A 12995-nucleotide genomic window follows, 5' to 3' on the forward strand; every position below is an offset into this window, starting at 1 on the left:
GATAAGATAGGTTTTTCATCCAGAAGGGACTGAGTTGCATTGCTTCACTCATTTTTACTTACGTTATACCATGTGTTCCTGCCGATATCACTTCCCGTGATCGGAGGTATTCTGTTAAAACGCTTTAAGAATTGGGATACCCGGTCGCTCTCGACCTTTTCCCTTTATATTTTGAGCCCTGCGCTCATCTTCAATACATTGCTGCATGCAGAGATTACCTGGACGGACGTCACCAGCACGTTCTGGTTCTCTATTATTAATCTGATTGCTCTGTGGGCCCTCGCCGAGCTGTTAAGCCGGGTTTTCCGTCTGGGTGCAAGCGAAAAAGCGGGTCTCACCCTCGTCTCCACGTTTACAAACTGCGTGAATTACGGGCTCCCGCTGGTGCTGCTTGCCTTTGGTCAGCTTGGACTGGACAAGGCTTCGGTCTACGTCATTGGACAGATGATCATTGTTAATACGGTAGGTATCTTTTTTGCCGCGCGATCCGAATTCACGGTGAAAGATGCGATTCTGTCCGTTTTCCGCATGCCATCCATCTATGCTGCTGGCATCGCCATTGTGCTGCGTGCGTCCAATCTGAGCCTGCCTGAAGCGCTGGATGGAGGGATCTCCATGCTGGCTGCGGGTTACTCTCCTATCGTTCTCGCCATTCTGGGAGCACAGATGCTCAGACCAAAAGGTGCAACGGTACCTTGGTTGCCCAATGTACGCCGAGCTTTCTGGACCGGGCTTGTGGTCCGTCTCGCAGCTGCGCCAATCCTGTCCTGGCTGATACTGACCGCTCTTCAGGTCGAAGGTACGTTGTTCAGTGTACTGCTGATCCTCGCATCGATGCCGACCGCAGTGAACGCCGTTATTTTGGCTGAACAGTTCAATGCTTCTCCGCAGTTTGTATCCCGCTGCATTCTGTGGACCACCGCTGCATCCATGTTGATGCTACCCATTATGATTGTGATGGCTTCCTGATTAATACCGGAGGTGATACCGAAGCGATATCCGCTTGGCGGCGTTTCTCCAGCCGGCGTTCATAACGCCGGTTGAGCGCTCTGACGTAGAAGAATTTCACGACAAAGTACGAAATCACACCCAGAATGACACCAAATACGGACATGCCTGCCAGAATATCCAGTCCACCAAGCAACAATTCACTCACAGCCGACCAGTTACCGCGAAACAGCTCCATGAATGCACTCTCATGTACCGGTCCCTGTCCCATGCTGTGAGCAGGCAATATCCATGAGCCAATTTGTTTCGCGAGCGGCATCAGGATAATAGGTAAAAACGTAAGTTTCCCGATCACATTACCAACAATGGCTGCTGGCACCGAACCCCCAGACAGTCGCACAATCGGATAAAATACGAGATATATCAGAGAAGCCGTCGAGATCACGATCAGTTCCAGTCCGAACCCTATGGCAAATCCGGTAGATACTTTATGGGCACCTCCGGGAGCACGTAACAATTTGAGAAAATTCAGCTTCATAACACGTGTTAAACGTACCCAGCGGTTAGTCTTGCGCTTCTGTGTGTTCATACCGAATTACTCCTTATTTTACACAAATGACAACTTGAATCGTCTACTCTTCAGTATATCACACCGCGTTAGCACCTGTAGTAACAATGACCGGTTGTGTCTCCATCTGGACATTACCTGCCACCGCTCGGGAGATCATACAGGAGGATTCAGCCTTATGCGCCAAGCGCTCAGCCTTGGTCAGATCCGCCTCTGAAGCATCTGCGCTGAGCACAATCCGAGGTCTATGTACGATCCGTTCGTACGTAAATACGTTATTCGTAACATCTACCGTTGCTTCCGATTCAAGCGTTAATTCATCTGGCGTAATATCCGAACGCTCCAGCATCGCTGCCAGCGTGATCAGGTAACAGGTGGAGGCTGCACCCAGCAGCATCTCGTCCGGGTTAGTTCCCGTACCGGGTCCGCCCATCTCCTGCGGAATCGATATGACCGTTTTTAATCCACCTGCATCGATTGTTCCCTCACTGTTACGCCCACCATTCCATACCGCTTTCAGATAAAAAGGATGTTTCATGACATTCATTCCTTTCTTGTTTACACACGTATACACGTAATATTCTGCTCAATCAATGCGCTAACGTGCTCTTCATCTACACCCTGATCTGTAATCACTTTGCCCACACTGCTCATCTCAGCAACTCTGGTAAACGCCTGTATGTTAAATTTGCTGGAATCTGCAAGTAGAATGACCTCATCCGCAATATGGATCATTTTCTGCTTCACCAAGGCTTGTAATTCATTGGATTCACTGATGCCTTTGGTCAGATGCACTCCTTTGCAAGACAGAAATACTTTATCCACATGATAGGCGTCAAGCGAACGTTCCGCGAGCGGTCCTACAAAAGACAGTGACTTCGAAGCCAGTTGCCCACCTGTGGCAATCACACGAATCTGTTCCTTGTTACTCAGTTCAGCGGCGACCTTAATCGAGTTGGTTAATACCGTCAGTGGAATGTTCGGCAATCCTGCCGCCATGTACCACGCGGTTGTACTTGCATCCAGGGCGATCCGGTCGCCGGATTCCACCATTTTCACCGCTTCGCTTGCAATTCTGCGCTTCTCTTCTGCATGGGCTACAGCCCGTTCCGGATACGGAATCTCCGACTGTAATTCATCCTTGTATTTTACGCTGACCGCCCCGCCATGAGACCGTCTGAGCCTGCCCGCCTGTTCGAGCTTGTCCAGATCACGACGAATCGTCTCTTCTGTCACCCCGCAGCGCTCACTAAGTTCGGTCACACGCATGCTGCCTTGCGTATCCACCCATTCCACTATTTTCTCATACCGTTCAGCTACGAGCATATTCCTTCACTCCAAACCGTTGATTATCCAGTTAATCCTGTTCATCCATCATACCACAGAGCGATGACAAGGAGAATTTGGACCATGTGCAAAAAGAGGGAGCTTTCGCCCCCTCCATTCCAGTTCTGAAGTGTATCTTATTTATCTTCTGCCATAGGGAACCAGCCTGGCGTGTGGATGATTGCATTCCACAATCCGTCAGGGATAACCAGACGCTCCTGATCCGATTTGGTCAGAATCGTCTCAATATCTTCTTCCCGTCCGCTCTCGATTTTCTCAACCCAATCCGGTTCAATAATCAGCTCACGTCCAATGGCAAGCAAAGGTACTCCCGTTTGAAGCGCCTCAGCGGCCTGATCAGCCGTATGAATTGAACCTACGCCGATAACAGGCAATTTGCCGTTCACACGATCCAGGATGAATTCCATTCTAGAACGTGTATCTGCTTCGCCACGTCTTGGCTTGGACCAGAATTCGTTCAGGGAAACGTGCAGGTAATCCAGGTTTTTATCTTTAAGCGCATCCACCAGTGCATACGTATCTTCCATTGTGAGTCCCGGTGTTTCCGGTTCTTCCGGGGAGAAACGGTAACCAATGATGAACGGCAGTTTGGTATGTTCGGCAACCACTTTCTGAATCTCATCCACTACAGCAAGTGGGAATCTCAGACGTTTCTCGACACTACCACCCCAACGGTCTTCACGTCGGTTGGAATGCGGGGAGAAGAATTGTTGGATCAGATAACCATTAGCACCGTGAATCTCAACACCATCAAAGCCGGCTTCGATTGCACGACGTGTCGCTTCACCAAAGTCTTTGATAATCGAAGTAATCTCGGCATCCGTCAACTCTCTTGGTTCAGGAGAGCCCGGACGCTCACTTGCAACCGCACTAGGAGCAACTACTTGACCCGCAGGTACAGCTTGTTCAGGAGTCAGACGGCCCGCATGGAAAATTTGCAATACAGCTACGGAGCCCTGTTGTTTCATGGTATCAGCCAGTTTTTTCAGACCAGGAATGAAGCGGTCGTCATATACGCCAAATTGAGCCGGGAAACCAATGCCTGTCTCTGTTACATGCCCTACAGCCGTAATTGACATGCCCGCACCACCGGTGCGACGTGCATAATAAGCAAGTTCAGCGTCGGATATCGTACCATCAGCATTCGAGGACATATGAGTCATGGGAGCGAGCACGATACGGTTTTTCAGTGTAATGCCAGTCGGTAGTGAAACTTGTTCAAACATCTGGTTAAACTTTGGATTCATTCGTGGTTCCCTCCTGATTATAAATATCTCTTTTAATAGATATATGAATATATGCGTTCGCTTACTGTAATGATTATAGTTACGTTTCACTGCAATTGCAACTTTTCATTTTCAGAAAGGAAAAAAGAGCAGAGTGTCTCCTGACTCTCAGCCCTCTTCATTTTCTTCACATCTTCCAAAGGATACTCAGAAACTCCGAACGTAAGCCAGCTTCTGATCCATCTCTTCCACGCATTCGTAACAGTCGTGTTCATCGTTGGCGACCATTGGTGTTACCGGATACAGATTCATCTCTGTACTGTTATACGATTTCAGTAGCGGTAACAACTGAGTCACTCGTGTATTGGCAGGATCAAGCCAGGTGTTGATCTCTTCTTCGGAAAGGATCGCTGGCATTTTACTGCCAAACTCACGTGTAACCATGTTTGCGCCTGTCATAAGCATCGTGCAGGTACGAAGCGGCTCTTTCCGTGTATCTCTCCACACCTCATATAACCCAGCAATACCGAACAGGCCACGATCCGGCATAACAACACGAACCGCATAACTTTTTTTGCCCTCTTGCCGCCAGTAATATAATCCATTGCAGGGAATAACGCAGCGCTTGGTCTCTACCAGTTTGTAATAAGAAGGATTCTCATGCACCGTCATGAGGTTTGCGTTAACGGCATCACGCCCCCAGAATGGAATGAACCCCCACCGGAACTCATCCAGTACACGCTCACCATCCTGATGCAAAATAATCGGCGTATGCTGGGTTGGACTGATATTGTATCGGTTTTTGTAATAATACATCACTCGCTGAATCTTGAAATGATCTCTGACATCGTCCAAATCGGCTGCCAATGAAAAACGGTTGCACATGTTCAAGCACTACCTTTCCCTATGAGAAGTTGAACGTATTGTTTGTAATTTTAGGGAAATTATTCATGAACATTGAACAGGAAATGACTTATTTTGACACCATTATGGTCGGATCAAGATATATTTCATGTTTTTCACGACAAAAACAACGACCTCGGACTCATTTCAACTCCAATATTACTTGTTACTATAATAGAGAATAAAATACATTTATTGGAGGTTTTAAGTATGAAAAGGAAGTTTTTGATGAGCATCATGTTGTTCTCAGCGATTGCGATGTTTGGCAGTACCATCTATGCGGCAACCTTTCTGACCTACGGTTATCCCAGCACCACCATCCCCATTCGTACGTATAATTACGCCGCCGCATGGCAGACTCCCATGGACACTTCCCTTACCAACTGGAACAATGCAGGTGCCAAAGTTAAATTCACCAAAACAAGTAACTCTCCAAACACCATCACCGCAGGAAACTTCAATAATACAGCATATGGTGTCAACTACGCCTCCGTATCCGGCAGTCAAGTCGTAAGCTTCCGCATCGAACTCAATGCATCCACAATCACCCCTGACGCAACCAACTTATCCAACTTCATTCAAAGCGTATTTGTCCACGAACTCGGACACTCCATCTGGCTCGGTGACAATCCAACAACAAGCAGTCCTTCCATTATGTCTTACTCCCGTAACCGCAATTCCATGACCCAACCCCAAACTTTTGATATCAATAACGTAAAATCCAAGTATTAATTCGCTACGAACTTATCCCAAAAATCCAAGGAGGATTCCTGTCCATGAACAAAAATCGAGTATTAACGCTGCTTCTCTCTTCCATTTTCATTTTATCTGCTGCTGGATGTTCTTCTGTTACACCTACCGCGTCCCCATCCGATGCACCCATGACCATTATTGCTTCTGAAGATTACCCGAGTTATGGCAGCATTGGCGACCTGTCCGAGAGAGCAAATACCATTGTAAAAGGTAGTGTTGTTGAGACTCGTGTGGAAGCTTTAAACGATATCGTACAAGTTACTGATGCTGCCAATGAAAACGAGTTAAACCCCGCGTCCGATCCGGGCGGAGAGCCATCTTCTTTTGACAAAATCTATACGATCCACACGATTCAGGTCGCTGAATCCTATAAGGGCGGTTACACTGCCGGGGAAAAACTTGAAGTGAAGCAACTTGGCGGACAACTAGGCAACACCGAGATTATTAATGATGACAACCTCAAGCTGATTCCTACCAAAGACTATGTACTCTTCCTGGAAACGTATGAAGACACCCCTGCCAGCCTGCTCAACTCCGTTCAAAGTCTCTACGTGATCAAACCTGCCGCCAAGTCGAATCAGCCAGGTCAGCAACAATCACCGTCAGAAGTCATTGTGAGCGCAAACCCCGAGAATGACCTCACACTGCAACTGGAGGATCTGCAAGAAATTCAGAACGAACAAAAGAGCGAATAAACTCTTATACGGTAATCACACTACACTGTTATTTCATCTCCGTACAGGCAGCTAATCCCCTCTACTGTTCAGTCCTACATAAGAAAATGAAAACCGTGCTGCTCAGCAAACTGGGCGGCACGGTTTTTTGAAGTTCCTTATTTAGACGGTGTATTAAGTCCAATAATCCATTCAGCCAGATCCTGTGTCTGTTTTAACAAGGCAATAGGGTCACGGAACCAGGATTGTTCTTCCGTCCATATGTACACTTTTCCATTTTTGATAGCAGGCAATGAACCCCAGATCGGATCTGCCTGAAGGTCTTTCAACTGAGACTTGCTGGTCAGCACAATGTAATCTCCAGCGTATTTGGAGAGCAGTTCTATGGAGAATTCATGATAGGCGCCCTGCATCAACTCGGATGGAATGTTCTTTGGTGCTTGCAAACCAAGCAATTCGTAGATGTTACGCCCTCCCCGGCCCGACTGATTGCCAAAAATGAAGACTTGGCGATCATATTCCTGCATAACGGAGAATGTAGCATCAGCTGGAACAACACTCTGCACCTCCTGCTTGATTTTGGCAATCTCCTCATCAAAATCAGCCAGCCACTTCTCTGCTTCCGCTTCTTTGCCAAGGACTTTACCGAAATAGTTCACTTCGTCCTTGAGTGTCGGAAAAGTGATGGATGCGATCGAAACGGTCGGAGCAATCTTGCTATATTTCTCATAAGCCGCCTTGTCCGGATTCAATGTAATAATAAGATCAGGTTCCAGCTCCATCAATTGTTCAACGGAATCCCCTATCGTTTCAAGACCATCCATGTGACCTTCCAGATAAGGACTGTTCATCAGAAATTGGCCTCCACCAATCGGTTTGACACCAAGAGCAAGCACCGTTCCCAGATAATCTATGGCAGCAACTCGCTCGGGATGTGCAGGAATCTCTACCTCACCAAAGGTCGTATTTACCATTTGGGTTTCCACGACTGCCGGTTGTTCGGGTTCAGCCGCAACTTCGGATGTTTCTGCCCCCTGCTGGGCTGTTCCACAAGCACTCAATGTGAGTACAAGCGCAAGCGACATAATCGCTGATTTAAAATGGTTAAACATGTTGATTTCCTCATCTCCCTTATATTGATAATGATTATCATCATCAATTAAAGGATAACGTTCATCCCCTCCTGTTACAATGGATTGATTTGTTGCATTTAATGTACTTTTTGAAACTGATTTCGAGTTTTCCTGCTGCTTCAACCGATATTGCCCCGGTGTGATACCGATCTCTTTTTTGAATATACGATTGAAATAAAACGGGTCCATATAACCCACATACGCAGCAATCTCCTGTAATGAAGCTTCTGTGGACGCAAGCAGACTCCTTGCCTCACCCATTCGTAACCGAATCACATATTCTGTCGGTGTACATCCCGTCTGTTCCTTGAATTTGCGTGATACATATTGCGGACTGTAACTCAAGGACTGGGCAAGCAAATCAAGTGAGATGGATTCCCGGTAATGAGCTTTGATATATCGCAAAACCTGATCGGTAAGCGAAGGCTGTTGAAATTCGTTAGACATGCGACTCCGCTGTAACAAGACAAGCTGTACCAGTTGAAAAAAATACACTTTGACCTGAATTTTGCCCACTCGCTCCTGCCCTGACCAGCATTCATGTATATTCCGCACAAGCTCACGCAGCTCAAGTGTATGATCCGGCACTGTCGCCCAGGACTCTTCAAACGGATTACGCTGGTTCAACATCATTCGGTACTCCACAAGCACATTGGAGGGCAAGGTTGATTTGTACAAAATCAGATGTACCTCCATAACCCCTGTGGCTTCAAGTGTCAGACGTCTTCCTTTTCCCCCATGCAACAGCAAGAACTGGTTTGTAGTCCATACCTCTTCATCCAGCCAGACCTGACCCCTGCCTTGAACATACACAAATGCACTCGTCGGTAACACATAATTGCGTATGAACTCGTGTGTTACGAGTGATATAAGACGCACATCAAGCACGCGAACCTGAACCTGATCCCACAGCTTGATGTCATTCTGAATTCCCATATAAACTCCCTCTCCTAAGCGATCAAACACACACAATACCTTGGCATTGTGACTAAAAACCCACCTATAATTGATAATGATTATCAATTATAACAATGATGCAACCATCTTTGAAGCCTACCTTCGTTTTTGTTAGATGCCGCAAAATAAAAAACGGTCGAAATCCCTCATAGAGAGATCTCAACCGTTCTAAGATTATGGCCTTATTATGTTTTGATAAAGTCAGCTGCCCTTCTCTACTCGATAAATGACAATAAATACCCGTACCGTTCTTCCTCCATCTTGTCTAACGGAATAAACCGGATCGATGCACTGTTAATGCAGTAACGTTTGCCACCACGATCTTCGGGACCATCATCGAACACATGACCGAGGTGGATGTTACCTGCCCGGCTTCGTACCTCCGTGCGTTCCATCCCAAAGCTCGTATCCGTTGTATAGGTAACAACCTCAGGTACAATCGGTTTTGTAAAACTCGGCCACCCGCAACCGGAATCATACTTATCCCGGCTGGTGAATAACGGCTCTCCCGTTGCAATATCCACATACAGACCGGGCTCCTCATTATCCCAGTATTCGTTACTGAACGCATGCTCCGTATCATTGTTTACCGTGACCGCATACTGTTCGTCTGTTAAACGTTCCTTTAATTGTTCATCTGTTGGACGTGGATATTGAGCGGGATCAATTCCAATCTCCAGGTCATCCAAAACAGTCATATCAATGTGACAATATCCGTTCGGATTTTTTTCCAAATAATCCTGATGGTACTCCTCCGCCAAATAATAATTCTGCAGAGGCATCACTTCCGTTACAATGGGTTGGTCATATTTTTCTTGCTCTACCGCTACAGCCTGCTCGATGATTTTGGCATCTTCAGGCAACGTATAATATATACCAGTCCGATACTGAACGCCACGATCATTGCCCTGCTTATTCAAGCTGGTAGGATCAATAACTCGAAAATAAGATTCAAGCAGTTTCTGCAAAGATACTTGCTGCGGATCATATTTTACATGAACAGTCTCCGCAAACCCCTGCTCCCCGCGAATAACATCCTCATAGGTTGGATTCTCTCCTTCACCGTTGGCATAACCGGAAGTCACATCCTGAACCCCCGGAATACGAGCCATATATGCCTCCACACCCCAGAAACAGCCTCCTGCCAAGTACAGGTTACTCAGGTTTTCCTCGGAGACACTCGATGCCTTGACAGGTTGAGTGGATATCGAAGATGAAGCTGAATGGCTCTCAGCCCTGTTTCCACAAGCAGACACAACTATCGCTATAACAAGGAGGCACAGGCCCAGCAGCGTCCTTTTCATGACACTTCCTCCTTTCTCACAAAATCTCTTGTAATGATTCCATGATCTGTTCATTGGATGCATGCCCTGGCTGCGATTTCGTTAAAATACCATCAGAGCCAATATAAAAGGAACTAGGATATGCTCTTACGCCAAATTCCTTGGCCCATACACCTTTCTCATCCAAAAGAACAGTTATGTTATCATATGGCTGTTGGTCAAACCATTCAGTAAACGCTTGGGAGGATTTCTCTCCCTTGTAGTCTGGCGTCACAATCGTAATGACTTGAAAATCATTGTTTTGACCAGCCAGATTGTTCAGGTCTTCCAAACCCGCAAGGCAGATGGAACACCAAGAAGCCCAGTATTTCACATACACTTTCTTGCCTTGAACATCAGAAAGTCCAACCGTGTTTCCTTTCAGATCACGCAATGAAAATTCAGGAGCCGTCTCTCCCTTGTTCACCATGGTTGACGAACTCATATCGGATGTTGATGCTGGGGCTGATGATGACCCCGTTTGTTTTGATTCAGTTTGCTGTGATCCACATGCGCTCAAGATCAACAGGGTTCCAGCAAATACGATTACAGATACCATCCATTTCCGTGCCGTCTTCATACCAAATTCCTCCAATGATTATTGAAACCAGGTCACTAAGCTGTTTAGTCGGTCTGTCATTAACAATAGTCCCATGACAATAAGAATACAGCCGGAAGTTATTTTGATGACGCCCATGTACTTGTATAAACGACGTATCCGCTTCATAACATATTCCGAAAAAACGGACAGAATCAGGAAAGGAATTGCCAATCCAAGGGTATACAGGAACATGAGAAACCCGCCATACAGTGGAGAGCCTTCTCCTGCGGCGATACCAAGAATGGCCGCCAGCACAGGCCCGATACAAGGCGTCCAGCCAAAACTAAACGTTAGACCCAACAGGAACGCTCCGACATACCCTCCCCGTTTGGCTTGATCGTTTGACAGCTTTCTCTCCCGTTCCAGCCAGGATAGTCGGATCAACCCGGTTTGATAAATCCCAAAAAGCACTACGATGGCTCCGCAGATCGCAATAAACACAGGACTTGAGATCAAATTACCAACGATGCCAGAACCAAAACCGAGTAAAACAAATACCAGGGACAGCCCAAGAACAAATAAAAATGTCCGCAAAACAAGTGTGGACCGCAACCGAACCGAATTGGTGTCAGGCTGCTGCTGATTCGTACCGTTGACCATGCTTCCGGATAGATAAGACACATATACCGGGATCAGCGGCAGAATACATGGCGCAAAAAACGATAACAATCCTGCACCAAAAACCCCGAAAAGAAAAACCAAATCACTGGTCAAGTCATTCACCACCTGAATAAATACTACGTTTGATTAACCAAGGTTAACGACTGACGTAGATCGGAAGCGTGAACCAGAAGCAGCTTCCTTCTCCTTTTGTACTCTGAACCCCGATCTCTCCACCATGGAGTTCCACAATCGATTGAGCGATGGCAAGGCCAAGCCCAGCCCCCCCATTACTCTTGCTACGTGATTTGTCAATTCGATAAAAACGTTCAAATATACGCGAAGTTTCCTCCGCTTCAATGCCTTCCCCTTCATCCGTAACTGAAATTCGTATAAACGGCCCCTTCTCTTCGGCAGCCAGAATGATTTTTCCTTCAATAGGAGAGTATTGAATGGCATTTTGCAACAAATTGGAAAGGACCCGCTTCATTTGTGCAGGCATCATGACCGCGGCTGGCAATTTATCGGGCAAATCGATTTCAACGTTCAGCGTTTTCTCGGCGAGATGAAACGAAAAACTCTCCAACGTACTGAGCAGCAACTCATCAACGTGACAAGGCTGAGGGTCAAATACCTCACCTTGCGCTTCCAGGCTGGATAATTCAAACAAATCTTGAATAAGCCCTCCCAAACGCTTCGTCTCAAGTCGTATCGTGTTCAGGTAACGTTGAAAGGTTTCTTTATCCTTAATGACATCATCCTCCAACGCTTCGACGAATGACTGAATAGATGCCAAGGGAGTCCGTAAATCATGGGATACATTGGCGATCAACTCTCGTCTCGCGGTTTCTGAGTGATGCAGATGATCAAAGCTTTCCTTCAGCTTGGAACTCATTTCATTAAATTGCTGTGCCAGGAGCTTAAATTCCTGTGTACCGATGAGAGGGACTTCCGTATGGAAATCCCCTTCGGCAATTCGTATTGTCTGCTGTGTAATTCGCGCAATTGATTTCTCCAATGGCTTAGTCAGCAAATATTGAAGAATAAACGAAAGTAAGCCTACCCCTGCCGTTATAGCCGATAACCAATACAATTGTTCGATCGTAAGCAGCATTTTGGAATAACTGATGAACAAACAAATTAATAATACGCCAATGCCCGTGAGACTGGACAACACCAAGTATGTGCGAAGTTTCATGAACTACCACCCGCAAACTTGTAGCCTATGCCCCAAACTGTTTTTATATATTTTGGATCAGAAGGATTCTGTTCGATCTTCTCTCGTAATCTCCGAACATGTACAGTCACCGTTGTTGTATCTCCCTCATAGCTAAAATCCCAAATCTTGCTTAACATCTGATTACGGGAGAACACCTGACCCGGGTGACTTGCCAGCAAATACAACATCTCAAACTCTGTAACGGTCAATTCAATGGCCTGCCCGCTGATGTGCACTTCACGCTTGGTAAAATCAATGGTAAGCCCTTCATAATTGATCGTATATTCAGATGTTGTTACAGGTGATGCCTGCGCAGTTCGCATTCTCCGCAGGATTGCCTTCACACGCAAAACAAGTTCTCTTGGACTGAATGGTTTGGTCAGATAATCATCCGCCCCCATCGTAAGTCCCATCAGACGGTCCTGTTCCTCACCACGGGCCGTCAGCATTACAATGGGCACATCCTCAGTTTGCCGAATCTCGTTGCAAACTTCCCATCCATTCTTATGTGGCATCATCAGGTCGAGCACAATCAAGCTTGGCGTTTGGCTGTGCCACAGCTCAATAGCTTCCAAACCGTCCTTAGCCGTCACGACAAGATAACCTTCGCGTTCCAGATACCTGCGACAAACGTCCGTAATATTTGTATCATCATCAGCAACCAGTACACATTCATTCAAACGAACCCACCCCATATTCCAGAAAATACATTTGAGCCAATCATATCATATGGTGATGGCGATG

Annotated in this window: 14 protein-coding genes; 3 read left to right on the forward strand and 11 right to left on the reverse strand. The window is 46.5% G+C overall.

Annotated elements, in window-relative coordinates:
• Window positions 1-39: 39 nt before the first annotated feature.
• On the forward strand, window positions 40-969 hold the full coding sequence (locus MHB71_RS12495) for an AEC family transporter (RefSeq protein WP_100528805.1): 930 nt from the start codon (window positions 40-42) through the stop codon (window positions 967-969).
• On the opposite strand, the gene MHB71_RS12500 is transcribed toward MHB71_RS12495, so the two are convergent.
• The 5 genes from MHB71_RS12500 to MHB71_RS12520 form a co-directional block, all read right to left on the reverse strand.
• Window positions 947-1537 carry a DUF2062 domain-containing protein gene (locus MHB71_RS12500; protein ID WP_074094725.1) on the reverse strand — a complete coding sequence of 197 codons (591 nt, stop codon included), beginning with the start codon at window positions 1535-1537 and terminating at the stop codon, window positions 947-949. The two genes, MHB71_RS12495 and MHB71_RS12500, sit on opposite strands and share 23 nt — an antisense overlap.
• A gap of 58 nt (window positions 1538-1595) precedes the next feature.
• Complete coding sequence (locus MHB71_RS12505; protein ID WP_127546197.1) at window positions 1596-2054, reverse strand: OsmC family protein; 459 nt, start codon at window positions 2052-2054, stop codon at window positions 1596-1598.
• 20 nt (window positions 2055-2074) lie between these two features.
• A complete protein-coding gene (locus MHB71_RS12510) occupies window positions 2075-2842 on the reverse strand; it encodes a DeoR/GlpR family DNA-binding transcription regulator (protein ID WP_036608860.1) in 768 nt (255 codons plus the stop codon).
• 137 nt (window positions 2843-2979) lie between these two features.
• Window positions 2980-4110: an NADH-dependent flavin oxidoreductase gene (locus tag MHB71_RS12515; RefSeq protein WP_340029772.1), complete on the reverse strand. Its 1131-nt coding sequence runs from the start codon at window positions 4108-4110 to the stop codon at window positions 2980-2982.
• A 186-nt stretch (window positions 4111-4296) separates the two neighbouring features.
• Complete coding sequence (locus MHB71_RS12520; RefSeq protein WP_036608866.1) at window positions 4297-4974, reverse strand: SOS response-associated peptidase; 678 nt, start codon at window positions 4972-4974, stop codon at window positions 4297-4299.
• Between the two features lie 228 nt (window positions 4975-5202).
• Here MHB71_RS12520 and MHB71_RS12525 point away from each other — a divergent pair, with 228 nt between their 5' ends.
• Window positions 5203-5724: a hypothetical protein gene (locus tag MHB71_RS12525; RefSeq protein WP_076318667.1), complete on the forward strand. Its 522-nt coding sequence runs from the start codon at window positions 5203-5205 to the stop codon at window positions 5722-5724.
• A gap of 44 nt (window positions 5725-5768) precedes the next feature.
• On the forward strand, window positions 5769-6440 hold the full coding sequence (locus tag MHB71_RS12530) for a hypothetical protein (RefSeq protein WP_340029773.1): 672 nt from the start codon (window positions 5769-5771) through the stop codon (window positions 6438-6440).
• A 137-nt stretch (window positions 6441-6577) separates the two neighbouring features.
• On the opposite strand, the gene MHB71_RS12535 is transcribed toward MHB71_RS12530, so the two are convergent.
• The 6 genes from MHB71_RS12535 to MHB71_RS12560 all read right to left on the reverse strand — a co-directional run bounded on the left by MHB71_RS12535 (window position 6578) and on the right by MHB71_RS12560 (window position 12931).
• A complete protein-coding gene (locus MHB71_RS12535) occupies window positions 6578-8488 on the reverse strand; it encodes an AraC family transcriptional regulator (protein WP_340029774.1) in 1911 nt (636 codons plus the stop codon).
• Between the two features lie 236 nt (window positions 8489-8724).
• Window positions 8725-9813, reverse strand: a complete 1089-nt coding sequence (gene msrB, locus MHB71_RS12540; protein WP_340029775.1) for a peptide-methionine (R)-S-oxide reductase MsrB — start codon at window positions 9811-9813, stop codon at window positions 8725-8727.
• A gap of 16 nt (window positions 9814-9829) precedes the next feature.
• Window positions 9830-10411, reverse strand: coding sequence for a redoxin family protein (locus tag MHB71_RS12545; protein ID WP_340029776.1), 582 nt, complete (start codon window positions 10409-10411; stop codon window positions 9830-9832).
• A gap of 18 nt (window positions 10412-10429) precedes the next feature.
• A complete protein-coding gene (locus tag MHB71_RS12550) occupies window positions 10430-11146 on the reverse strand; it encodes a cytochrome c biogenesis protein CcdA (RefSeq protein ID WP_340029778.1) in 717 nt (238 codons plus the stop codon).
• A gap of 43 nt (window positions 11147-11189) precedes the next feature.
• A complete protein-coding gene (locus tag MHB71_RS12555; protein ID WP_017688949.1) occupies window positions 11190-12230 on the reverse strand; it encodes an ATP-binding protein in 1041 nt (346 codons plus the stop codon).
• Window positions 12227-12931, reverse strand: a complete 705-nt coding sequence (locus MHB71_RS12560; RefSeq protein ID WP_074094715.1) for a response regulator transcription factor — start codon at window positions 12929-12931, stop codon at window positions 12227-12229. Before MHB71_RS12560 ends, MHB71_RS12555 begins: the two co-directional genes overlap by 4 nt.
• Window positions 12932-12995 lie beyond the last annotated feature (64 nt).

Source organism: Paenibacillus sp. FSL H7-0940, assembly GCF_037979415.1.
GTDB classification, from domain to species: domain Bacteria; phylum Bacillota; class Bacilli; order Paenibacillales; family Paenibacillaceae; genus Paenibacillus; species Paenibacillus amylolyticus.